General features: G+C 72.9%; 22 protein-coding genes. 13 read left to right on the top strand and 9 right to left on the bottom strand.

Annotated elements, in window-relative coordinates:
• Positions 1 to 36: 36 nt before the first annotated feature.
• The 4 genes from ACNYS0_RS18350 to ACNYS0_RS18335 all read left to right on the top strand — a co-directional run bounded on the left by ACNYS0_RS18350 (position 37) and on the right by ACNYS0_RS18335 (position 3899).
• Positions 37 to 951, top strand: coding sequence for an SDR family oxidoreductase (locus tag ACNYS0_RS18350; protein ID WP_422474977.1), 915 nt, complete (start codon positions 37 to 39; stop codon positions 949 to 951).
• A 15-nt stretch (positions 952 to 966) separates the two neighbouring features.
• A complete protein-coding gene (locus ACNYS0_RS18345; RefSeq protein ID WP_422474975.1) occupies positions 967 to 2163 on the top strand; it encodes an acyl-CoA dehydrogenase family protein in 1197 nt (398 codons plus the stop codon).
• On the top strand, positions 2160 to 3209 hold the full coding sequence (locus tag ACNYS0_RS18340) for a Zn-dependent alcohol dehydrogenase (RefSeq protein WP_422474973.1): 1050 nt from the start codon (positions 2160 to 2162) through the stop codon (positions 3207 to 3209). Before ACNYS0_RS18345 ends, ACNYS0_RS18340 begins: the two co-directional genes overlap by 4 nt.
• A gap of 78 nt (positions 3210 to 3287) precedes the next feature.
• Positions 3288 to 3899, top strand: a complete 612-nt coding sequence (locus ACNYS0_RS18335) for a flavin reductase family protein (RefSeq protein WP_422482708.1) — start codon at positions 3288 to 3290, stop codon at positions 3897 to 3899.
• 7 nt (positions 3900 to 3906) lie between these two features.
• Here the strand turns inward: ACNYS0_RS18335 and ACNYS0_RS18330 are convergent, their stop codons facing one another.
• The gene (locus ACNYS0_RS18330; protein WP_422474971.1) at positions 3907 to 5238 is read right to left on the bottom strand and encodes an MFS transporter; all 1332 of its coding nucleotides are present in this window, start codon (positions 5236 to 5238) and stop codon (positions 3907 to 3909) included.
• Positions 5239 to 5308: 70 nt separating this feature from the next.
• Here ACNYS0_RS18330 and ACNYS0_RS18325 point away from each other — a divergent pair, with 70 nt between their 5' ends.
• The gene (locus ACNYS0_RS18325; RefSeq protein WP_422474970.1) at positions 5309 to 6307 is read left to right on the top strand and encodes a GlxA family transcriptional regulator; all 999 of its coding nucleotides are present in this window, start codon (positions 5309 to 5311) and stop codon (positions 6305 to 6307) included.
• 102 nt (positions 6308 to 6409) lie between these two features.
• Here ACNYS0_RS18325 and ACNYS0_RS18320 read toward each other — a convergent pair whose 3' ends face one another.
• The 3 genes from ACNYS0_RS18320 to ACNYS0_RS18310 form a co-directional block, all read right to left on the bottom strand.
• Positions 6410 to 7255, bottom strand: a complete 846-nt coding sequence (locus ACNYS0_RS18320; RefSeq protein ID WP_422474968.1) for an enoyl-CoA hydratase/isomerase family protein — start codon at positions 7253 to 7255, stop codon at positions 6410 to 6412.
• Between the two features lie 40 nt (positions 7256 to 7295).
• Entirely contained in the window at positions 7296 to 9518 is a 2223-nt protein-coding gene (locus tag ACNYS0_RS18315) for an acetate--CoA ligase family protein (protein WP_422474966.1), read from the bottom strand.
• Between the two features lie 182 nt (positions 9519 to 9700).
• Positions 9701 to 10861: a flavin-containing monooxygenase gene (locus ACNYS0_RS18310; protein WP_422474965.1), complete on the bottom strand. Its 1161-nt coding sequence runs from the start codon at positions 10859 to 10861 to the stop codon at positions 9701 to 9703.
• A 197-nt stretch (positions 10862 to 11058) separates the two neighbouring features.
• Between ACNYS0_RS18310 and ACNYS0_RS18305 the strand changes: the two genes are divergently transcribed.
• The 3 genes from ACNYS0_RS18305 (at position 11059) to ACNYS0_RS18295 (ending at position 12917) form a co-directional block, all read left to right on the top strand.
• Positions 11059 to 11511 (top strand): DoxX family membrane protein, encoded by a 453-nt coding sequence (locus tag ACNYS0_RS18305; RefSeq protein WP_422482706.1) that lies wholly within the window; start codon positions 11059 to 11061, stop codon positions 11509 to 11511.
• Entirely contained in the window at positions 11508 to 11924 is a 417-nt protein-coding gene (locus ACNYS0_RS18300; RefSeq protein WP_422474963.1) for a Zn-ribbon domain-containing OB-fold protein, read from the top strand. The genes ACNYS0_RS18305 and ACNYS0_RS18300 overlap by 4 nt, the downstream gene beginning before the upstream one ends.
• 99 nt (positions 11925 to 12023) lie before the next feature.
• Positions 12024 to 12917, top strand: coding sequence for a GNAT family N-acetyltransferase (locus ACNYS0_RS18295; protein WP_422474961.1), 894 nt, complete (start codon positions 12024 to 12026; stop codon positions 12915 to 12917).
• Positions 12918 to 12948: 31 nt separating this feature from the next.
• Here the strand turns inward: ACNYS0_RS18295 and ACNYS0_RS18290 are convergent, their stop codons facing one another.
• Both ACNYS0_RS18290 and ACNYS0_RS18285 read right to left on the bottom strand, forming a co-directional pair.
• Positions 12949 to 13614, bottom strand: coding sequence for a pyridoxine/pyridoxamine 5'-phosphate oxidase (locus tag ACNYS0_RS18290; RefSeq protein ID WP_422474959.1), 666 nt, complete (start codon positions 13612 to 13614; stop codon positions 12949 to 12951).
• A 94-nt stretch (positions 13615 to 13708) separates the two neighbouring features.
• The gene (locus ACNYS0_RS18285; RefSeq protein ID WP_422474958.1) at positions 13709 to 14878 is read right to left on the bottom strand and encodes a thiolase C-terminal domain-containing protein; all 1170 of its coding nucleotides are present in this window, start codon (positions 14876 to 14878) and stop codon (positions 13709 to 13711) included.
• A gap of 104 nt (positions 14879 to 14982) precedes the next feature.
• On the opposite strand from ACNYS0_RS18285, the gene ACNYS0_RS18280 reads away from it, so the two are divergent.
• Both ACNYS0_RS18280 and ACNYS0_RS18275 read left to right on the top strand, forming a co-directional pair.
• Complete coding sequence (locus tag ACNYS0_RS18280; protein ID WP_422474956.1) at positions 14983 to 16188, top strand: acyl-CoA dehydrogenase family protein; 1206 nt, start codon at positions 14983 to 14985, stop codon at positions 16186 to 16188.
• Positions 16188 to 16664, top strand: coding sequence for a nitroreductase family deazaflavin-dependent oxidoreductase (locus ACNYS0_RS18275; RefSeq protein WP_422474955.1), 477 nt, complete (start codon positions 16188 to 16190; stop codon positions 16662 to 16664). Before ACNYS0_RS18280 ends, ACNYS0_RS18275 begins: the two co-directional genes overlap by 1 nt.
• Positions 16665 to 16743: 79 nt before the next feature.
• On the opposite strand, the gene ACNYS0_RS18270 is transcribed toward ACNYS0_RS18275, so the two are convergent.
• Entirely contained in the window at positions 16744 to 17391 is a 648-nt protein-coding gene (locus ACNYS0_RS18270) for a TetR family transcriptional regulator (protein ID WP_422474953.1), read from the bottom strand.
• 163 nt (positions 17392 to 17554) lie between these two features.
• Between ACNYS0_RS18270 and ACNYS0_RS18265 the strand changes: the two genes are divergently transcribed.
• The 3 genes from ACNYS0_RS18265 to ACNYS0_RS18255 all read left to right on the top strand — a co-directional run bounded on the left by ACNYS0_RS18265 (position 17555) and on the right by ACNYS0_RS18255 (position 21393).
• Positions 17555 to 18271 (top strand): VOC family protein, encoded by a 717-nt coding sequence (locus ACNYS0_RS18265; protein WP_422474951.1) that lies wholly within the window; start codon positions 17555 to 17557, stop codon positions 18269 to 18271.
• 159 nt (positions 18272 to 18430) lie between these two features.
• Positions 18431 to 20833, top strand: a complete 2403-nt coding sequence (gene afsK / locus ACNYS0_RS18260; protein ID WP_422474949.1) for a protein serine/threonine kinase AfsK — start codon at positions 18431 to 18433, stop codon at positions 20831 to 20833.
• 50 nt (positions 20834 to 20883) lie between these two features.
• Entirely contained in the window at positions 20884 to 21393 is a 510-nt protein-coding gene (locus ACNYS0_RS18255) for a hypothetical protein (protein WP_422482704.1), read from the top strand.
• 10 nt (positions 21394 to 21403) lie between these two features.
• Here ACNYS0_RS18255 and ACNYS0_RS18250 read toward each other — a convergent pair whose 3' ends face one another.
• Positions 21404 to 22180, bottom strand: a complete 777-nt coding sequence (locus tag ACNYS0_RS18250; RefSeq protein WP_422474948.1) for an enoyl-CoA hydratase/isomerase family protein — start codon at positions 22178 to 22180, stop codon at positions 21404 to 21406.
• On the bottom strand, positions 22177 to 22635 hold the full coding sequence (locus tag ACNYS0_RS18245) for a Zn-ribbon domain-containing OB-fold protein (RefSeq protein ID WP_422474946.1): 459 nt from the start codon (positions 22633 to 22635) through the stop codon (positions 22177 to 22179). The genes ACNYS0_RS18250 and ACNYS0_RS18245 overlap by 4 nt, the downstream gene beginning before the upstream one ends.
• Between the last annotated feature and the right edge of the window lie 60 nt (positions 22636 to 22695).

Here is a 22695-nt window from a genome sequence, read left to right as displayed (position 1 = left end):
TAACGGGTCGTCAGAAACCGCGGGAAGGGGCCGGGCATGGGGAACTTCTTGGCAGGCAAGGTCGTCGCCGTCACGGGAGCGGGGCGAGGCATCGGCAGGGCGGTGGCGCTCGCGTGCGCCGCCGAGGGCGCCAAGGTCGTCGTCAACGACTACGGGGTGTCCATAGAGGGCGGCGAGCCCACGTCGGACGTGGCGCTGGGCGTCGTCAAGGAGATCGAGGCGGCGGGCGGCACGGCGGTCGCCGTGGCCGACGACGTGTCCACGATGGCCGGTGGCCAGCGGATCGTGGACACGGCCGTGAACGAGTACGGGCGGATCGACGGGGTGGTGTGCGTCGCCGGGATCCTGCGCGAGCGGATGCTGTTCAACATGTCCGAGGAGGAGTGGGACCCGGTCGTCCAGACCCACCTCAAGGGCACCTTCACCGTCTTCCGTGCCGCGTCCGCCGTCATGCGCAAGCAGAAGACCGGCACGCTCATCGGCTTCACCAGCGGCAACCACCAGGGCTCCGTCGCGCAGGCCAACTACAGCTCCGCCAAGGGCGGCATCATCTCGCTGGTGCGCAGCGCGGCCCTCGGCCTCAACAAGTACGGCGTGACCGCGAACGCCGTCGCGCCCGTGGCCCGTACCAGGATGTCGGCGAACGTGCCGATGGAGCTGAAGGAGATCGGGGAGCCGGAGGACGTCGCGGCCTTCGTCGTCTATCTGCTCAGCGAGCGGGCCCGCGAGGAGAAGATCACCGGTCAGGTCTACACGGTCGCCGGGCCGAAGATCGCCGTGTGGGCGCAGCCGCGCGAGCTGCGCGCCGGGTACGCGGACGGCGGCTCCTGGACGCCGGAGAAGATCGCCGACTTTCTGCCGGGGACGGTCGGCACCGACCCCATGCCGCTCCTCGAACAGCTCCAGGAGATGGCGCGGGCGGCGGCCGCCAAGGAACGACCCAACCAGTAACGGGGGTGGCGGGGCGTGGAGTTCGGCTTCGACAAGGGAGACAACGACGACACGGCCTTCCGGGGCGAGGTCCGGGAGTGGCTCGAGAAGCATCTGGACGAGCGGTTCACGGCCGCCGTGGGGCGCGGGGGGCCGGGCAGTGAGCACGAGGGCGGCGCCGAGCGGCGCGCCTGGGAGCGGGAGCTGGGCACGGGCGGCTGGATCGGCATCGGCTGGGGCCGCGACGGCTTCGGCAACCGGGTCGCCACGCTCACCCAGCAGGTCGTCTGGGCGGAGGAGTACGCGCGCGTGCGGGCGCCGGGCCGCTACGGCCACATCGGCGAGAACCTCCTCGCCCCCACCCTCCTCGCGTACGGCACCGAGGAACAGCAGCGCCGCTTCCTGCCGCCGATCGCGCGCGGCGAGGAACTGTGGTGCCAGGGCTACAGCGAACCGGGAGCGGGCTCCGACCTCGCGTCGCTGCGCACCTCCGCGACCCGCGACAAGGACGGCCGCTGGCGGGTGACCGGCCAGAAGGTGTGGACATCGCTCGCGCACGAGGCCGACTGGTGCTTCGTCCTGGCCCGCACGGACCCGGACACGCGCCGCCACAAGGGCATCTCCTTCCTCCTCGTCCCCATGGACCAGCCGGAACACATCGACGTACGGCCGATCCGGCAGCTCACCGGGACGAGCGAGTTCAACGAGGTGTTCTTCGACGGCGCCGTCGCCGAGGAGCTCGTCGGCGGCGAGGGCGAGGGCTGGAAGGTCGCCATGGGCCTGCTCGCCTTCGAGCGCGGGGTCTCCACCCTCGCCCAGCAGATCGGGTTCGACGAGGAGCTGCGGGCGGTCGTCCGGACGGCCGCCGCGGGCGGCGCGCTCGACGACCCCCTCGTACGGGCCGGGCTCGTGCGCCTGTGGGCCGAGCTGCGCACGATGCGGTGGAACGCGCTGCGCACCCTCGGCGGCGCGCCGGACGCGGGCGCGCCGAGCGTCGCCAAGCTGCTGTGGGGCGGCTGGCATCAGCGGCTCGGCGAGCTGGCCCTGCGGGTGCGCGGCGCGGAGGCGGCCGTCGGCCCCGCCGACTGGTCGCCCGACGCACCCTACGAACTCGACGAACAGCAAAGGCTGTTCCTCTTCAGCCGGGCCGACACGATCTACGGCGGCTCGGACGAGATCCAGCGCACCATCATCGCCGAGCGGGTGCTCGGCCTGCCCAGGGAGGCCACGTGAGGGGTGTTGTGTTCGACGGCCAAGAGGCCGTCGTCGTCGACGACTTGGAGATACGGGACCCGGGCCCCGGGGAGGTGCTCGTCGGCGTCGCCGCGGCGGGCCTGTGCCACAGCGACCTGTCGGTGATCGACGGGACGATCCCGTTCCCGCGTCCGGTGGTCCTCGGGCACGAGGGTGCGGGCGTGGTGGAGGCGGTGGGCGCGGGCGTGACGCATGTGGCGCCCGGTGACCATGTGGCGCTCTCCACGCTCGCGAACTGCGGGGCCTGCGCGGAGTGCGACCGGGGCAGGCCGACGATGTGCCGCAAGGCGATCGGGATGCCGCAGAAGCCGTTCTCGCGGGGCGGCAAGGACCTCTTCCAGTTCGCGTCGAACTCGGCGTTCGCGGAGCGGACCGTGGTGAAGGCCGTGCAGGCGGTGAAGATCCCGAAGGAGATCCCGCTGACCTCGGCGGCGCTGATCGGCTGCGGGGTCCTCACGGGGGTGGGCGCGGTCCTGAACCGGGCACGGGTCGACCGCGGTGACACGGTCGTCGTCATCGGGACGGGCGGGGTCGGGCTGAACGTGCTCCAGGGCGCGCGGGTGGCGGGTGCGCTGCGGATCGTCGCGGTCGATACGAACCCCGCGAAGGAGGAGGTGGCGCGGCAGTTCGGCGCGACGGACTTCCTGACCGATGTGGGGGCCGTGCGGGAGGTGCTGCCGGACGGCGCGGACCACGTCTTCGAGTGCGTGGGCCGGGTCGAGCTGATCCGGGCCGCCGTCGACCTCCTCGACCGGCACGGGCAGGCGGTGATCCTCGGGATGCCGGCGGCGAAGGCGGAGGCGTCCTTCGTGCCCGCCGAGCTGTTCCTCGACAAGTCCATCCTCGGCTGCCGCTACGGCTCCTCGCGCCCGCAGCGCGACATCAGGCTGTACGCGGACCTGTACGCGCAGGGCCGGCTGCTGCTCGACGAGCTGGTGACGCGGACGTACCCGGTGGAGGAGTTCGGCTCGGCGGTCGCGGACGCGGAGGCGGGGAAGGTGGCGCGCGGGGTGCTGACCTTCTGAGGTGGGGGGTGCGGACCGGCGAGGGCGCCGCCGCACCCCTTCCAATCTGACGAACCGTCAGCTTCAATGGATTTCATGATGGGACACGCAGGGATGGCGGCCACCGTCGTCCGCTACCTCAGGTCGGTCGGTGCTCCCACGGCGGAGGCCCCGGTGGAGGCGCTGCCGCGCCCGTACCTGCGAGCGGTCGGCGACGACGAACGGGCGCCCGTGGATCCGGCCGAATTCCGGCGCGTCATGGGCGAGTTCGCCAGCGGGGTGACCGTCGTGACGGCGGCCGAACCGGACGCGGGCCCGGCGGGCTTCGCCTGCCAGTCCTTCGCGTCGCTGTCCCTCGACCCGCCGCTGGTGGCGTTCATGGTGGCGCGGACCTCGACGACCTGGCCGCGGATCGCCCGGGTGGGTTCCTTCTGCGTGAACGTACTGGGTGCGGACCAGGGCGAGTTGTGCCGGGGATTCGCGGTCAGCGGGGCGGACAAGTTCGCCGGGGTCGCGTACGACGAGGCGCCGACATCCGGCGCGCCACGCCTGGACGGTGCCGCCGCGTGGATCGACTGCGCCATCCACGCGGTGCACACGGGCGGGGACCATCTGATCGTGGTGGGGCGGGTGACGGCGCTCGGTTCGGCGGGCGGCGGCGCGGGGCCGCTGCTGTTCCACCGGGGCGCGTTCTCGGCGCTACGCGACTGAGGGCGGTCTACGCGGCCGAGGGCGCGGCGGCCGGGGTGTCCGCCCGGCCGCGCCGGATGACCAGCGACATCAGCGCCGCCGCCGCGCACAGCGCGCCAGAGGCGTACCAGACGACGTCGTACGACCCGAAGACATCCCGCGCCGCACCGCCCAGGAAGGCCACGACCGCGGCCCCCACCTGGTGCGAGGCGAGCACCCAGCCGAACACGATCGCGCTGTCCTCGCCGTAGTGCTCACGGCAGAGCGCGATGGTCGGCGGCACGGTGGCGACCCAGTCGAGCCCGTAGAACACGATGAAGAACAGCATGGGCGGCCGGACATCAGGAGCCAGCAGCATCGGCAGGAACATCAGCGAGACGCCGCGCAGCGCGTAGTAGACCGCGAGCAGCCGGCGCGCCTCGATCCGGTCCGTGAACCAGCCCGAGACGACCGTCCCGACGACGTCGAAGACCCCGACGACGGCGAGCAGCGACGCGGCCGTGGTGACCGGCATGCCGTGATCGTGGGCGGCGGGCACGAAGTGCGTCCTGACGAGGCCGTTCGTCGTGGCGCCGCAGATCGCGAAGGTCCCGGCGAGCAGCCAGAAAGGCCCGGTGCGGGCGGCCTTCACGAGGACGGTCACGGCCCGCTTCCCCGCTCCCCGTACGGGCGCGGGCTTCGGCACGAACTCCTTTGCCCCGTACGGCTCCACGCCCACGTCGGCGGGGTGGTCGCGCAGCAGCAGCCACACCAGCGGCACGACGGCGAGCGCCGACAGGGCCACGGTCACGGCGGCGGGCCGCCAGCCGTGCCGCTCCACGATCCAGGACAGGAGCGGCAGGAAGACCAGCTGCCCGGAGGCCCCGGCCGCGGTCAGCACCCCGGTGACGAGGCCGCGCCGGGCGACGAACCAGCGGTTGGTGACGGTGGCGGCGAAGGCGAGCGCCATCGACCCGCTCCCGAGCCCCACCAGCACGCCCCAGAAGAGAACCAGCTGCCAGGCGGCGGTCATCCACACGGTGAGCAGCGAGCCACCGGCGATGACGCTCAGCGCCACCGCCACGACCTTCCGAATCCCGAACCGGTCCATGAGCGCGGCAGCGAACGGGGCGGTGATCCCGTACAGCGCGAGATTCACGGACACGGCGAAGCCGATGGTGCCGCGCGACCAGCCGAAACCGGTCTCGGGGTCGTGCAACGGCTCGATGAGCAGCCCCGGCAGCGAGGCGAAGGCGGCGGCGCCGACGATCGTCACGAAGGTGACGGCGGCGACGGCCCAGGCCCGGTGGGGACGGCGTCTCGGGCGGGTGCCGGGCCGCGCGTCCGGCTGCGGCTGGGTCTGCGTCTGCGTCTCGGTCACGTGAGCAGCTTCGGGGATCTCCTCCCGCGGAACGAGTGGCCCGAATGCCATCCTTCGCTAGGATCGGGCCATGGCCTCCCGTAGTGAACGGCACACCCCGCACCGCGTCGCGGTGCTCGCGCTCGACGGCCTCATCCCGTTCGAGTTCGGCATCCCCCAGCGCATCTTCGGCCGCGCCCGTGACGCGACGGGGGAGCGGCTGTACGAGGTGGTGACCTGCGGGGTCCGCGAGCCGGGCCGCGTGCTGACGGACGCCGACTACGCGATCCACGTCGAGCACGGCCCGGAGGCTCTGGGGTCGGCGGACACGGTGATCGTCCCGGCCTCGTACGAGATGGGCCCGGTCTACGAGAAGGGCGTCCTCACGCCGGAGCTGGAGGCAGCCCTCGCCTGGATCCGCCCCGGTACGCGCATGGTGTCCATCTGCACCGGCAGCTACGTCCTCGCCGCGGCAGGGTTGTTGGAGGGCAGGCCCGCGACCACGCACTGGGCGGACGCCGACCACTTCCAGAGCCTCTTCCCGCACATCAAGGTCGACCCGAACGTCCTGTTCATCGACGACGGCGACGTGCTCTCGTCGGCGGGCGTCGCGGCCGGTATCGACCTGTGCCTGCACCTGGTGCGGCGCGACCACGGCGCGGCGGTGGCCAACGACGTGGCGCGCCGCACCGTCGTACCGCCGCACCGGGACGGGGGCCAGGCCCAGTACATCGAACGCCCGCTTCCGGAACCGACGTTGGCGTCCACCGCGCGCGCCCGCGCGTGGGCCCTGGAACATCTGGGCGAGCCCATCCAGCTCCGCGACCTGGCGGCCCGCGAATCCCTCTCCGTCCGCACGTTCACGCGTCGCTTCCGCGAGGAGGTGGGCACGAGCCCCGGCCAGTGGCTGACGGCCCAACGGGTCGAGCGGGCCCGCCACTTGCTGGAAACGTCCTCGTCCTCCATGGACGACATCGCCCACCAGTCCGGCTTCGGCACGGCCCAGTCCCTCCGCCAGCACTTCCACGCGTCGGTGGGGGTGACCCCGACGGCTTACCGGAGGACGTTCCGGTCGGGGGTGGCGGGGTGAGGTGAGCTGTGGGAGGGGGCCACCTTTCTCGCCCGCACCGGACTGTGACGTGAAATGACAGCCCAGTCGTCATTTCACGCCACAGTCGCCCGCCCGGCCGTCTCAGCGGCCCCGGAACTCCGGCCTCCGGCGCTCCACGAAGCTTGCGACGCCCTCGGTCGCGTCGTGGGTGGACATGTTCAGTTCCTGGGCCGTCGCCTCTGCCGCGAAGGCTGTCGTGCGGTCGGAGTCGAGGCTTGCGTTGACCAGTTGTTTGGTCAGGGCGAGGGCGCGGGTGGGGCCCGCGGCGAGGCGTTCCGACCAGTCGCGGGCCGTCTTGGCCAACTCGTCGTCCGGGACGACCCGGTTGACCAGGCCGAGGCGTTCCGCGTCGGCGGCGGGCAGCGCGTCGCCGAAGAACATGAGTTCCTTGGCGCGTTGCGGGCCGATCAGGCGGGGGAGGAGGTAGGCGCCGCCGCCGTCCGGGACGAGGCCGCGGCGGGCGAACACCTCGATGAAGCGGGCCGACTCGGCGGCCAGGACCAGGTCGCAGGCGAGCGCGAGGTGCGCGCCGATGCCGGCGGCCGTGCCGTTGACCGCCGCGAGCACCGGCTTCTCGCAGTCCTGGATCGCGGCGATCAACCGCTGCGCGCCGAGGCGGATCATGCGGGCGACGTCCCCCACGACCCGTTCCCCGGCGTCCGCGTTCCCGCCCCGCAGATCCGCGCCCGCGCAGAAGCCCTTGCCCGTCGCGGTGATCACCACGGCGCGTACGTCCGGGTCGGCGGAGGCCTCGGCGAGCAGCGCGATGACGCGTTCGCGCTGGTCCCAGGTGACGGCGTTCATGGCTTCCGGCCGGTTCAGGGTGATCCACGAGACGCCGTTGTCAGTGGCGTGCAGTACCAATGAGTCCAGGGACTTTTCCGGGTCCTCGGGTGGGCCCGGTTCTGCGGGGGAGGCGTGTGTCATGGGGGAGCTCCGTCTCGGGAGAGGGTCGGTGGCGGCCGGTTCAGCGGCACACCGCGAGCGCGTCGAGGGCGACCGCGCCCTGGCCGCGTGGCAGCACCATCAGCGGGTTGATGTCCAGTTCGGCGAGGTCGTCGCCGAGTTCGAGCGCCATCCGCTGCACCCGCAGGATCACCTCGACCAGCGCGTCGATGTCGACGGGCGGCGCCCCCCTGACCCCGTCGAGCAGGGGCCGCCCGCGGAGCTGGTCGAGGACCGCCCGCGCCTGGCTCTCGCCGAAGGGGGGCACCGCCACGGCGGTGTCCCGCAGCACCTCCACCAGGACGCCGCCGAGGCCGACGGTGACGGTGGGGCCGAACAGGTCGTCGCGCGTGACACCGACGACCATCTCGACGCCCCGCTCGACCATCTGGCAGACCAGGACGCCGTCGAGCTCGATGCCCTCGTAGCGGGCGATGTCGGTGAGTTCGCGGTACGCGTCCCGCACTTGGCTGGCGGAGGTCAACTCGACCTTGACGAGCCCGAGTTCCGATTTGTGGGCCAGTTGGGGAGCCGACGCCTTCATGACGACGGGGTAGCCGACGAGGGACGCCGCCCGCACCGCCGCCGCGGCGCTCGTCACCAGCTGCTCCCGCGGCACCCGGATCCCGTACGCCCGCAGCAGCTGCTTCGCCGCGTGCTCGCTCAGCTGGTGGCCGGGGCGGATCAGGGCCTGCGCCTTGCGGAAGGACGGCGAGGGGGTGCGCGGCGCCTCGTCGAAGGGGGAGACGTACGAGGCCGTGAAGCGGTGGTGGTCCAGGTAGGAGCGGACCGCGGTGATGCAGTTGGCGAACGTGCGGAAGGTGGCCACCCGGGAGGAGCCGAGCAGGGTCTTCCGGTAGGCGTCCTCCGTGCCGACCGGCGAGCCCCACACCACGCACACCAGCTTGTCCGTCTGTTCCGCCGCGTCCACCAGGTCCTGCGCCAGCTTGTCGCTCATGGGCGGGAAGGGGCCGGTGATCGGGCAGATCAGGACGCCGACGGAGGGGTCCGCGAGGATCGCGTCGATGATCTTGCGGCCGCGCCAGTCGCCGACCGGGTGGCCGCCGTTGTCGACCGGGTTCGCCACGCTCAGATAGTCGGGTATCCACTGGTGCAGTTCGTCCTGCTTCTCCTGGGGGAGGGTCGGCAGGTCGAGGCCCGCCTCCGTCGCCAGGTCCGAGAAGTGGGCGCCCGTGCCGCCGGAGATCGAGTAGACGACGACGCCGTCGGCCTGCGGCGGCCGGGCGCGGGCGAGCAGGGCGGAGGTGTCCTGGAGTTCGTCGAGCCCGTCGACGCGGATGACACCGAACTGCCGCATGGCGGCGTCCACGACGGTGTCGGCGCCGGTGAGCTTCCCGGTGTGCGAGGCCGCGGTGCGCGCGCCGGTCTCGGTCCTGCCGACCTTCACGGCGACGACCGGCACGCCCTCGCGCGCGGCCCGGTCGGCGGCCAGGAGGAAGGAGCGGCCGTCCTTGAGGCCCTCGACATAGCAGGCGATGGCGCCGACCTCGGGGCGCTGGGAGAAGTAGGAGATGAAGTCGGCGGTCTCCAGGTCGGCCTCGTTGCCCGTCGGCGCCCAGTGGGAGAGGCGGATGCCCAGTTCCTGAAGGGAGAAGACGGGGCGGCCCTGGTGGCCGGACTGGGTGATGAGCGCGATGGCGGGCCCGTCGAGGTCGTCGCGGAAGCGCTCGAAGGCGTTGAGGTTGGTGTTGGGGCCGAGCAGGCGCATGCCGGAGCGTTCCACGGCGGCGGACAGGCGGGCCTGCGCGGCCGCGCCCTCGTCGCCCGTCTCCGCGAACCCGGAGGCGAACGCGACGGCGAACTTCACCTTCGTGTCCGCCAGTTGCTCGATGACGGGCAGCGGATCGGCGACGAGCAGCACGGCGAGGTCGACCTGCTCGGGCAGCTCGGCGACGGAGGGGGAGCAGGGGAGGCCGAAGACGGTCTCGCGGGTGGGGTGCACCGGATACAGGCGCGCGCCGACCCGCTCCGCCCAGTTCATGAGCTGCCGTGTGATGCCCGTGTTGGGCCGGCCCTCCGCGTCGGACGCGCCGACGACGGCGACGGACTCGGGCCGGAAGAACCGGTCGAGATCGGGGACGTCGGAGTGCAGCGGACGCCCGCTGACGTCCAGCTCTTCGGTACCGGCCCGCCCGTGCACGGCGGGTCCGGGCTGCTCACCGCAGGCGATCACGCGGGCCCGGCGGGAGTCGGTGGTCAGGGTGCCATACGTCGATCCAAGCATCGGTCCGCCCGCTCCTGTGTGTCAGCGACATCTCTTGCCTGTGCAGTGCCTCGAAGTCCCCCCGAGGGATAACTGACGCATAGTCAGATTACTGAACTGACACTGTGTCAGGAACAGGGCTGCAGGCAAAGAGATGGGGCGAATGTTCCGAGGGGCGTGCGCGCGCGGGTGCTCGGGGGCGGTTACGCGGGTAGCTGTGCCGCCACCTTCTTGCCGATGCGGCCCGCGTCCAGGGCGAGTTCGCGGAGCATGCCCGAGATCGGGTTCGTGTAGCCGGTGAAGTGGAGGCCGGGGGTCGAGGAGGTTCCGCGGGGCCGCCCCGTGGCGGGGTCCAGGACGTTCAGGTGGCCCACCAGGCCCTCCAGGCCCTGCCGGTACCCGGTGGCCGCGATCACGGAGTCCGGGGTGACGCGGGTGTCGTCGGAGAGGAGCACCGCGTCCGAGTCGAAGGAGGTGACGGCGGCGACGGGCTCGACCTTCCCGGCCCGTACGGCGTCGACGAAGCCGGCGTCCTGCACCGGGATGGCGCCCTGGAGTGCCCGCGAGTAGAGGCCGGTGTCGGGGCGTGGCAGGCCCTGCGCCGACAGGTCGGGGACGCTCATCCTGCCGAGCGGCGCGGCGAGCCGGTCGACCAGGCCGACCGGCAGGCGCCGGCAGAGGATGCCGGTGCGCTGGGCGGGCCAGCCGAGCGTGGAGCGGCGCACGATGTGCGGCGCGGTGCGCACGGCGATGCGGACGCGCGCGGCGCCGCCCTCGACGAGGTCGACGGCGATCTCGGTCCCCGTGTTGCCCGCGCCGACGACGAGGACGTCCTGGCCGGCGAAGGGGGCCGGGTCGCGGTACTCGCCCGCGTGCAGCAGCTTCCCGGTGTACGTGGCCGCGCCGGGCCAGTCGGGCAGGTGCGGGGTGTGGTTGTAGCCGGTGGCGACGACGACGGCGGCCGAGGTCAGCTCGCGGCCGCCGGTCGCCCGCAGCAGCCACCCCGAGTCGTCGGGGGTCCGCTCGATGCGGGTGACCTCGACGCCGGTGACGACTTCCAGGTCGTGGTGCTCGACGTACTTCTCCAGGTAGCGCACGACGTCGTCGCGGGCGACCCAGCGGCCGAAGCGGCGCGGCATCGGCAGGCCGGGCAGGCCCGAGAGGCGGCGCGTGGTGTGCAGGTGGAGGCGGTCGTAATGGCCGCGCCAGGAGGCGCCGACGCCGTCGGACTTCTCCAGGACGACGGGGCGCACACCGTGTGCCTTCAGCCCGACGGCCGTGGCGAGTCCGCCGGGGCCGCCCCCGATGACGTACACGGGTGGACGTTCGTGACTGCGTGCCGGTGCTTGTGGGGAGTCGGCCATGCACGGAGCGTATTGCGGCGCCGGATTGAACGGGACCGGTCAAGACGGAAACCGGTTGCGAATTGATCACGGACCCGGCTCCGGATGCCCGGCCGTTGGTGTGTGCGGGGCCCTTGCGGAGGCGGTGCTGGATGCGTTGAACTGGCCTACCCGAGTAACTGACGTACCGTCAGAAAGTGGAGGAGGGGCCGGACTTCATGGACGCGATAGGGCTCAGCGGCGCCGAGTGGCTCGCCGTGCTGCGCATCGGGCTCGGCCTGTGGTGGCTGGAGAGCTGGCGGCACAAGGACAAGAAGGGCTGGTTCGAGCGCGGCACCGGCATCGCGTGGGCCGCGGACGTGGCGGGCAAGCACAAGTGGAACGCGGTGCGCAGCGGCTTCGAGGTCGTCGTGAAACCGCGGCCGAAAACGATGGCGTACGTCGTGGTGTACGCCGAACTCGCGCTGGGGATCGGCCTGATCCTCGGACTCCTGACGCCGATCGCGCTGATCGGCGGACTGCTGCTCAACCTCCTCTACTTCACGTTGATGATCCACGACTGGGCCGAGCAGGGGCAGAACGCGATGATGGGCCTGATCTCCCTCGTCGCGCTGTTCGCCATGTCCTGGCAGGCCTGGTCCCTCGACCACGCGATCGGACTGTTCTCATGACCACGGCGGACGTACGGTTCGACGTTCCCGAGCCCGATGCCTTCACCCGGCCCTACTGGGACGCGGCCGCCGGAGGGCGGCTGCTGCTCAGGCACTGCGCGGACTGCGGGCGGCACCACCACTACCCGCGGGAGTTCTGCCCGTTCTGCTGGAGCGAGAACGGCCGGTGGCGGGACGCGAGCGGCCGGGCCACGCTCTACACATGGTCCGTCGTGCACCGCAACGACCTGCCACCCTTCGGGGGCCGCACCCCGTACACCGCGGCCGTCGTCGACCTCGCCGAGGGGCCCCGGATGATGACGGAGATCGTGGAGTGCGCGGAGGCCGAGCTGCGGGTGGGGATGGAGTTGACGGTCGACTTCCGGGAGGGCGGGGACGGGTTCGCGGTGCCGGTGTTCCGGCCCGCCACCTGAGCCGCTTCGGCCGCCCGCGCCGAAATCCCGTGGTCGTACGGATACGGACGCGGCCATCATGAGGCGATGGTGACCTCACGGGCACGTACGCATGAGGCGATGGTGACCTCACGGGCACGTACGGGGGAGTGGCTGCTGACGTCGGCGCTCGACGAGTTCGACGAGCGGGCCGGGGAGCTGCTGGCCTCCGACCCCGCCCTGCACACCGTGGCGCTCGGCGTCACCGCGCGCATGCGGGCGTCCGGCTGGGCGAGGGACCGCGCGCGCTTCGGCGTGTGGCCGGGACCCGACGGCCGGGCGGCCGGCTATTTCTTCTGGACGCCGCCGCACTTCCCGTACGTGGCGCTGCCCGGTGGGGCGGCGGGCCGCGAGGAGGCGGCGGGCGCCCTGGTCGACGCCCTCGCCGGACTGCCGGTCGACGGTGCGAACGGTGCGGTGGAGTCGACGGCCGCATTCGCCGGGGCCTGGCTCGCGCGGCATCCCGGCGCGCGGGCCGAGCGCGTGACGCGGCAGCGGCTGTTCCGGCTCGGCGAGCTCACGCCGCCGAAGAGCCTGCCCGAGGGCGGGGCGCGGATCGCGGGCGCGAGCGACCGGGGGCTCCTCGCGGACTGGCACACGGCCTTCGAGACGGAGGCGCACCCGCGCGAGGTCGCGACACGGGAGCAGGCCGAGGCGTGGGCCGACGAGCGCGTCGGCTACGCGGGCGTCACGCTCTGGGAGGCCGCCGACGGCACGCCGGTCTCGATGGCCGGCGTCACCCGCGGCTCGGTCGGCACCGCCCGCGTCGCTCCCGTCTACACACCGCCCGCGCTGCGCGGGCGGGGCTACGCGGCCGCCGTCACCGCCGAGGTGAGCCGGGCCGCGCGGGCGGCCGGCGCCGAAGAGGTGCTGCTCTTCACGGACCTGGCCAACCCCACGAGCAACGCCCTCTACCAGCGGCTCGGCTACCGGCCGGTCCGGGAGTTCGCGGTGTGGGCGTTCACCACCGGCTGAGCGGCCCGGTCGCCCCCGCGGGCCCGCCCCCTCACGGCCACAGCAGCTCCTTGACCCAGCCGTCCGCCGCGCGCCGGTAGCGCAGCCGTACGTGGCGGCGTCGCGCGTCGCCCTGGAAGAACTCCACCTCGTCCGGGGACAGCTCGTAGACCGTCCAGGAGGGGGCGGCGGCGTTCGGTTCGCGCTGCGCGTGCTCCCAAGCGGCCTGTGAGGCGCGCTCCAACTCCTCGTAGGAGTCGAGCAGTTCGCTTTGGTGGCCGACGAGGGCGGAGGCGAGCGCACCGGTCGAGCGGGCGTGCAGATCGGTGTGGGCGACCTCGGGCCCCGCCGTGCGGACGGGGCCGCGGACCCGGATCTGGCGGCCCTGCGTGGGCCAGTAGAAGCCGAGCGCCGCGTACGGGTGCGCGGCGAGCTGGCGGCCCTTCGCGCTGCCCGCGTGCGAGGCGAAGTGCCAGCCGTGCGCCTCGTCGGCGCCGTGCAGCATCACCGTACGGACGTCGGCGTGGCCCTCGGCGTCCGTGGTCGCGAGCGAGGGGGTGTGCGGTTCGGGCTGGCCCGCCGCGACGGCCGCGGCGAACCACTCGGTGAACAGGGGGAGGGGAGCGGCGGGGGTGTCCTCGGGGTCGAAGGCGGGCAGCTCGGTGTCCCATACGCGCAGGGAGCGCAGGAGGGCGTCCAGGTCGGGTTCCGGTTCCATCCCCCGATTCTCGCCCCCGCCCCCCGGTCCCGCTCTGCCCCCACCCTCCGGTCCCGCTCTGCCTCCGCCCCCCGGTCCCGCTCTGCCCCACTCCTCAGTCCCGCCCCAGCACCACCGTCCCCGCCGAGCAGAACCACCCGCCCGTCCCCGACGCCACCGCGAGGCGTGGCAGCGAACCGTCCGCCCGGTGCACCTGATGGCCCCCCGCCTCGCCGCGCAGCTGCCGTGCCGCCTCCACCAGGAGGAACAGGCCGCGCATCCCGGGGTGCTGTGCGGAGAGGCCGCCGCCGTCCGTGTTCGTCGGGAGTTCGCCGTCGTGCAGGAGGCGGCCCTTCTCGACGAAGGCGCCGCCCTCTCCCTTGGCGCAGAAGCCGAGGTCCTCCAGGGTCACGAGCGTCATGTACGTGAAGGCGTCGTAGATCTCCGCGATGTCGATCTCGTCCGGCCGCACCCCGGCCCGCTCGAACGCGAGCCGCCCGCTGACCGCCGCCGGGGAGACCGTGAAGTCGTCCCACTCCGACATCGTCGTATGGGACACATGCTCGCCCGAACCCAGTACCCACACCGGCGGCTTCGCGCAGTCGCGCACCAGGTCCTCGGCCACGAGCAGCACCGCCGCCCCGCCGTCCGAGCGGATGCAGCAGTGCAGCTTGGTGAACGGGTCGGCGATCATCGGCCCGTCCAGCACCTCGTCGACCGTGATCGGGTCGCGGAACATGGCGTCCGGGTTGCGGGACGCGTTCGCGCGGGCCTGGACGGCGACCTGGGCGAGCTGCTCGAGGGTCGTGCCGTACTCGTGCATGTGGCGGCGGGCCGCCATCGCGTACTTGGCGATCAGCGAGTGGCCGTACGGCACCTCGAACTGGAGCGGGCCGCGCGCGCCGAAGGACAGGTTCGAGGTGCGGCGCTTCGCCTTGATGTCGGCGCGGGCCGTGGAGCCGTAGACGAGGAGGACGGCGCGCGCGTGGCCCGCCCGTATCGCGTCCGCCGCGTGCGCCGCCATGACCTCCCAGGTGGAGCCGCCGACCGAAGTGGAGTCGACCCAGCGGGGTTTGAGGCCCAGGTACTCGGCGACCTCGACCGGCGCGAGGGTGCCGAGGCCCGCGCTCGCGAAGCCGTCGACGACGTCGGGGGCGAGCCCCGCGTCGGCGAGCGCCCGGCGGGCGGCCTGGGCGTGCAGGGCGTAGGGAGTGGCCTCGTCGACGCGGCCGCAGTCGGAGAGGGCGATGCCCGCGATGGCGACCTTGCTTCCGCTCTCAGTCATGAATCTGACGGTACATCAGATACGGGGGTGCGCAGGAGTGTGCGTAGCTCTGGGCATCCGGCGGCAGGCGTCCTAACATGACGCCCCGTCAGAAAGGGGCCCACATGGACGCCAGGTTCACCGAGGAACAGCAAGAGATCCGCCGCACCCTGCGCGAACTCGCCACCAAGCGCTGCACCCCGGACGACGTCAAGGCCGCCACCCGCACGCCCGTCGGTCACGACCTCGCCCTGTGGGGCACCCTCAGCGCCGAACTCGGCCTGCCGGGGCTCGGACTCCCGCAGGAGTGCGGGGGCGTGGGCGGAACCCTCGTCGAACTCGCGCTCGCCGCAGAGGAGTTGGGGCGATCCCTCGCGCCCACTCCGCTGCTCGCCACCAGCGGGCTCGCGGCCCCGCTGATCTCCGCCCTCGGCACCGGGGCCCAGCGCGCCGCGCTGCTGCCGAAGATCGCCGAGGGGGCCCTGACCGCGACGCTCGCCGTGCCGGGCACGGGCCTCGCCACCGCCCTCGGGCTCGTCGCCGACAACGTGGGGGACTGGGCGGGCGGCGGCCGGGCCGGCGGCGTACAGGCCGCCCGGCAGGAGAGCGGCTGGCGGCTCTACGGGCAGGCCGAGCAGGTGCTCGACGGCCACAGCGCCGGACTGCTGCTCGTCGCCGCGCACACCGGAGGCTTCGCCCGCTCCCGCACGCTCCTCTTCCTCGTCCGCGAGGACGCCCCCGGGCTCGCCCGCGTACGCCGGACTGCGATGGACGAGACGCGGCCGCAGGCGCGCATCGAACTCCGCGACGTGGAAGCCGAGTTGCTGGGCGAGGAGGACGGCGATGTGACCGGGGCGCTGACCGCCGTCGGGGACACCGTCGCCACCCTGCTCGCCGCCGAGGCCGTCGGCGCCGCCGACCGGGCCCTTGAGCGGACCGTCGACTACGTCAAGGAACGGGAGCAGTTCGGTCGGCCCGTCGGGTCCTTCCAGGCCGTGAAGCACCGGCTCGCCGACGTGTACGTACAGGTGCAGGCGGCGCGCTCGGCCGCCTACTACGCGGCATGGGCCGCAGGGTCCTGTGCGGACGACGAGGCGCCGGTCGGCGGGCTCGCGCTCGCCCAGGCCCTCGAAGCGCTGCGGACCGGGGCCGGGGAGGCCGTGCAGCTGCACGGCGGCATCGGCTTCACCTGGGAGCACGAGGCGCACCTGTACCTGAAGCGGGCCACCGGCGACGAGCTGCTGTTCGGGCCCGTGCACCTGCTGCGGGACCGGGCCGCGCAGGCCGCCGAGCTGTTCGCGCCGGGTGCGGGCCTGAAGGTGGCGGTCTGATGGCGCCGCCGGGCATCAAGCTGGTGCAGAAGGTGTCGTCGACGCGGACGTTCGGCCGCATCGCGCCGCACGTCATCCCCGCCCTCGACCGCACCGTGCACCGCCTCACACGAGGAAAGGTGCTGCTCAGCGCGCAGATGCTGCCGGGTGTGATCCTCTGCGTGCGCGGCGCGAAGAGCGGGATCGAACGGCGTACGCCACTCGCGTGCATGCCCGAGGAGGAGCGGGGGACCTGGCTGCTGATCGGGTCGAACTTCGGGCGGCCCGGCCATCCGGCCTGGACCGCGAATCTTCTCGCGCATCCGGACGCCGGGATCAACTGGCGCGGGGCGGACGTCCCGGTGACGGCCCGGCTCCTCGAGGGCGGCGAGCGGGCGGAGGCCTGGGCGGCGGCGCTGAAGTTCTGGCCGCCCTACGCCACGTACCAGCGGCGGGTGGACCGGGAGATCCGGCTGTTCCGGCTCGAGCGCCGCTGAGCGGCGGGCCGGGAACTGCAACAGCGGCGGCTCACGTTGCACCACGCGAACCGCCGCTGCACGACAGGACCAGGAAGAGTTACTTGACGGGCTTCTTTCCGGTCACGCCGAGGTGCACCAGCAGTGCGAGGTTCGGCTTGAGTTCGGCCTGCTTGACGCCCCAGGCCTGGAAGCCCTTCTGGTGCGAGGCGACCGCCGCGAGCATCGCGACCAGCGAGCCGGCGACGGCGGCCGGGCTCACGTCCTTGTCGACCTTGCCCTTGTCCTGAAGGTCCTTGACGGCGTCCGCGAGGGAGTTGTTCACCGAGTTGAGGATCTTCATGCGGAGCTTGTAGAAGCGCTTGTCGCCCTCGGCCGCGCCGAGGTCGACGACGCGCAGGATCGCGTCGTTCTTGCGCCAGAACTCCAGGAAGCCGTCCACGAGTTCCTGCGCCGTGGCCCAGCCGGCCTTGCCGACCCAGGAGCGGTCCGCGACCAGTTCGGTCAACCCCGCTCCCACGGTGGCCACTTGCTCGGCGATCTCCAGGACGGCGCCCTCGACGTCCGGGAAATACTGATAGAAGGTCGCGGGCGAAGTGCCCGCCTTTCGCGCGACATCAATGACTTTGACGTCCCGGTAGGGCGAGGAGCTGAGCATCTCGCCGAGGCAGTCGAGCAGCTTCTGACGTGTTGCCTGACCACGCCGGCCGGCCACGCGGCCGTCGACGGTCCGTACTTGTCCTGTCATGCCGTCAGCTTACCGAGGGGTGATCGGAGCGCGATCTGGCCGACTGCAAATGGGGTTGGCCGTCATGGCCTCCGGTCAAATGACGCGCCGTGAGCGACTGGAATTGGCCAAACGTTCGAATTTAAAGCACATCGGCGCGTTCGGCCTGGTTAGCGTGACGCCCATGCGCCCCGCACGCCGCGACCGGCTCGCCGTTCCCGAATTTCCCGAAGGGGCCCCGTGCTGGGCCGACGCCAGGCTCGCGGACGTCGAGGCGGGAAAACGGTTCTACGGCGATCTCCTCGGCTGGACCTTCGACGAGGGCGCGGGCGCCGAGCGCGACTACTACACGGCGGCCTACAGCGAGGACCGCGCCGTCGCCGCCCTCGCCCCGGCGAACCTGGAGGTCGAGTGGCGGGTGCACCTCGCCGTGCGCGACGCCTACGCCGCCGCCGAACGGGTCTTCGCGGCGGGCGGGCACATCGTGGCGGGGCCGCTGTCCGGCGGCACCGAGGCGACCGTGGCGCTCGCGCGGGGGCCCGAGGGGGCGGCGTTCGTGCTGCGGCAGGCGGGGAGCCACCGCGGCTTCGAGCGGGTGGGCGGGGCCGGCGCGTTCTGCGGCGCGGAACTCCTCACACCGGATGCCGCGCTGAGCGATTCCTTCCATCGGGCCGTATTCGAGGAGGGGGACTCCGGGGCGGCGGTCCGCCGGCGGGCCGTCGCCGAGGGGCCCGGCAGGTTCCTGCTGCACTTCGGCTGCGCCGACGCCGGGGCCACCGCGGCGGCCGCCGTCCGCCTCGGCGGGCGGGTGCGGGTGGGGCCGCACCCCACGGCGTACGGAAGAGCCGCCGTGATCGAGGATGATCAAGGGGCGGTGTTCGCGGTGTGCGAGCAGGCGTAAGAGGCCCTGAATGCTCCGAGACACCCCGTTTTGACCCGAGGTTCGCAACTGAGGGCCGAGACAGGAAGAATCGGGGGTGCGTGCCGCCGTGGCGCTTCGGTGGTGAGACGCTGACGGGGGCCGTGAGTGCGGTGGCCCGCACGGGGAGGTGGCAGGCAAGTGATGGATCAGCTGACGCAGCACGATCCGAGGCGGATCGGTCCGTTCGAGGTCCTTGGACGGCTCGGAGCGGGCGGCATGGGCCTGGTCTATCTGGCGCGCTCGGCCTCGGGCCGACGCGTGGCGATCAAGACGGTGCGTACGGAGCTCGCCGAGGACCAGCTGTTCCGGGTCCGCTTCACGCGCGAGGTCGAGGCGGCACGGGCGGTGTCCGGCTTCTACACGGCCGCCGTCGTCGACGCCGACCCGCGCGCGGCCGTGCCGTGGCTCGCGACCGCCTACGTACCGGCGCCCTCCCTCGAAGAAATAGTGAATGAGACCGGGCCGCTGCCCGCTCAGGCCGTGCGCTGGCTCGCGGCCGGCATCGCCGAGGCCCTTCAGTCCATCCACGGCGCGGGCCTCGTGCACCGCGACCTCAAGCCGTCGAACGTGCTGGTCGTCGAGGACGGCCCGCGCGTCATCGACTTCGGCATCGCGTCCGGCGTCTCGAACACGCGCCTGACCATGACGAACGTCGCCGTGGGCACGCCCGCGTACATGTCGCCCGAGCAGGCGAAGGACTCGCGCAGCGTGACCGGTGCGTCGGACGTCTTCTCGCTCGGCTCGACCCTCGTCTTCGCGGCGACCGGGCACGCCCCGTTCCACGGCGCGAACCCCGTCGAGACCGTGTTCATGCTGCTGCGCGAGGGCCCCGACCTGGAGGGCCTCCCGGAGGAGCTGCGGCCGCTGCTCGAAGCGTGCATGCAGATGGAGGCGGGCCAGCGGCCCTCCCCCGCCGACCTCCAGGCCCAGCTCGCCCCGCACCTGTTCGGCGCGGGCAGCGACGACAGCGGCACCGCCTCCGCCTGGCTGCCCGAGCGGTCCGTCGCGCTGATCGAGTCCCGCCGCGGCGGCCGCCCCGCCCCCAAGGCCCCCGCGACCCGGCAGCCGGGCCCCGGCGCGCACGCCGCGCCGAACGGGCACGGCGGCCCGATCCCCGCCATGCCCTCGCAGCCGCCCGCCCCGCCGATGGCGCCCGCCCCGCAGCCCGTGGCCACCGACGGCTGGCGGCACTCACCGGTGCCCGCGGGCCAGAGCCTCGTCGCGGACGGGCCCGTGCACCTCGCCGGGGCGCAGGTGCCGATCGGCCCGGGACCGCGGGTCGCCGACGCGCGGGCCGCCGCCGTGAAGACGCCGCCCGCCGAATCGGGCCTCGCCGGATCCTGGTCCCGCTCCAAACCCGCCGTGAACGGCTCGCAGGAACCGGTCGTGCCCGCGCCCTCCGCCGCCGAGGGCGCGCCGTGGCGGCCCTGGCGGTTCCGCATGTCGAACGACGTGTGGGGCACGCCCGCCGTCGCGGGCGACCTCGTCTACGTCACGTCGTTCGAGGTGCACGTCCTGGACGTGGCCACCGGGCGGCGCCGCTTCAAGACCCGCGACGTCGCCTGGTCGATGGCCGTCGCCGACGGCCGCATCCACGCCTCCGACGGGCCCACCCTGTGGGCGCTCGACGCCCGCGACGGCGGCGACCTGTGGCGGATCCAGACCGACGCCTGGGTGTACGCGCTCCAGGCCGACCGCGGCACCGTCGTCACCGCAACCCGCGGCGGCGGCGTCCAGGCCCGCGAGGCCGTCGGCGGCGACCTCCTGTGGGAGATCACCGGCTGCCAGACCGACTTCGAGGCCACCGAGGCCGGACCCGTCCTGCACGAGGGCACGGTGTACGTGTGGCAGGACGCCCGCCTGCGCGCCCTCGACGCCCGTACGGGGGACGAGCGCTGGTCGTACCCGATCGGCGACGCGGGCTCCTGCGGCGGCGTCCCGATGCGCCTGACGCCCGCCTCCGACGGCTACGTGTACGTCGCCGCGGGCACCCGCGTCCTCGCCGTCGACGCCGCCTCGGGCCACGTCCGCTGGCACTTCGAGGCGCCCGCCGTGTTCCTGTCCCCGCCCGCCTTCGCCCCGGGCCCCGCGGTCACCGGCGGCGGCGTGTACCTCGTCGACCACCTCGGCACCGTGTACGCGCTCGACGCCACCGACGGCCGCGACCGCTGGCGCATCGCGACCGAGGCCAGGCCCTCGTCGGTCGACCCGGTCCTCGTCGCCCAGGGCCATGTGCACGTCGGCAGCGGCCAGGGGCTCTACACCCTGGACGCCGTGACCGGCACCCCGAAGTGGCGCTTCCAGGCCGGCGGCGAGATCGTCGGGGCGCCCGTGGTCGCGGACGAGCGGATCCACTTCGGCTCCACGGACCACCTGCTCTACACGCTGAAGGCCGACGACGGCCGGCTGCGCTGGAAGCTCGCCACGGGCGGCGAGATCACGGGCACACCGGTCGTGAAGGACGGCGTCGTGTACGCGTGCAGCAAGGACCGCTGCGTGTACGCGCTCGACGCGGAGAAGGGGACGGGTACCAGCCGGTAGTCGGGTTCCCGGAGTCCGGGACACCCGCCGCCGATAGAGTGCCCCGCGTGATGAAACGGGGACTGAAACTGACAGCGGTGGCGACGATGGTGGTGGTGGCCCTCACGGGGTTCACCACCGGCCGGAGCCACGGACATTCCAAGAGCCGCGGGAGCAGCGGGGGCGGGTGCAGCAGCTCCTCGCAGAAGCACGACTCGTCGTCCGGCCTCTCCAAGGGAGGCAGCGGCTACACCCGGCACACCAGGCACCGCACTCCCACGACGACGTCGTCCGCCTCCTCGTCGAGCCTGCGGGACGGCACCGTGCGGCTCATCAAGTGCGCGGACGCACGGCAGGCGTACGCCACCGTGGAGGTCACCAACCCCAACAGCAGGCGTGCGCGGTTCGACGTCCACGCCTCCTTCCTCGACGCGCGCGGCACCACCGTGAGCTCCCTCTTCCACAAGGTGGAGGTGCCGGCCAACGGCCGGACGACCGCCAAGGTGCCGGTCGGCAGCAAGGACCTCGCCGCGAAGGTCGACCACTGCGACATCGCCTCCGGAGCGCTCGTGCAGCGCTGACCGGCCGTGCTCAGCGCACCCTGAACTCCCGGTTCTGCGTACGGGAGTTGAAGAGTTCCGCCTGCCGCTCCGGCGGCAGGTTGCCCAGTGTGATCAGGTCCGGGGCCCGCGTGAAGGCGTGGGCCCGGGTGGCCTCCGCGGCCGCCCAGACCGCCTTGACCGTGCCCTGGACCGCCTCCGTCGGATACGAGGCGATGGTGGCGGCGCACCGCAGCGCCGCCGCCAACGCCCCACCGGCGGCCGTCACTTCCGACACCAGGCCCACCTCGTACGCGCGCCGCGCCGACATCCGCTCCGCCGAGCCCATCAGTGCGAGCCGGGCCACCTCGCCGGGCGGCATCCGCTGGGCCAGGTGGATCGACTCGAAGGCGTTGACCATGCCGTACGTGGTGTGCGGGTCGAAGAACGTCGCCGTCTCGTCCGCGACCACGAACTCCGATTCGCCGATCAGGTAGAACGCCCCGCCGCAGGCCATGCCGTTGACCGCGGCGATCACCGGTTTCCACAGGTCGTTGGCCTTCGGGCCGACCATGGGCAGCGGATCGTCCGCCGAGTACGGGGAGTCCGGCTGCGGCACGTCCCACCCGCGGTCGATGCCCGTGCAGAACGCCCGCTCGCCCGCGCCGGTGAGGACGATCGCCCGCACGGTGTCGTCGAAGCGGAACTCCCTCCAGGTCGCGGCCAGTTGGGCGACCGTCTCCTGGTCGAGGGCGTTGTGGCGGTGCGGGCGGTCGAGGGTGACGGTGGCGACGCCCGTGCCCTTGTCGATCTCCGTGCGTACGGTCATGAACGCTCCAGCACCCAGCGCGGCACCGTCACCCCGTCGACCTCCGTGAACACCACCTGCACCCGCGCGCCGATCTTGATGCGGTCCGGGTCGACGGAGTTGAGCGGGGCGTCGGCGGCGGAGACCAGATTGCCGACGAGCCGGATCCGGGGCGCCTCGGCCAGCTCCACGACGATCGCGTTGTACGGGGCCTGGGCGGCGTAGGCCGGGAGCAGCGGCGGGTGCGGGATCACGTACGACCAGACCCGTCCGCGCCCGCTCATCCGGCGCCACTCGCTGTCGAAGGACTGGCAGTGCGGGCAGCAGGGCCGGGGCGGGAACCGGAGCTCTCCGCAGTCCGGGTTGGCGCAGGCCTGTACGCGGAGTTCGCCGCGGGCCGCGTACTCCCAGAAGGGGGCGCCGTCGTCGTCGGGGGTGGGGGTGAGGAGCTGGGAAGTGGTGGTCGCGTCTGTCATGTGGCCGTCCCTTCGGGTAGGCAAATCAAGCCCCGCTTTTCGTACGAGAGCCAGCGGGGT

The organism is Streptomyces anthophorae (assembly GCF_049310305.1).
Classification (GTDB): Bacteria; Actinomycetota; Actinomycetes; order Streptomycetales; family Streptomycetaceae; genus Streptomyces.
This window is presented reverse-complemented; position numbering and strand designations above follow the sequence as displayed.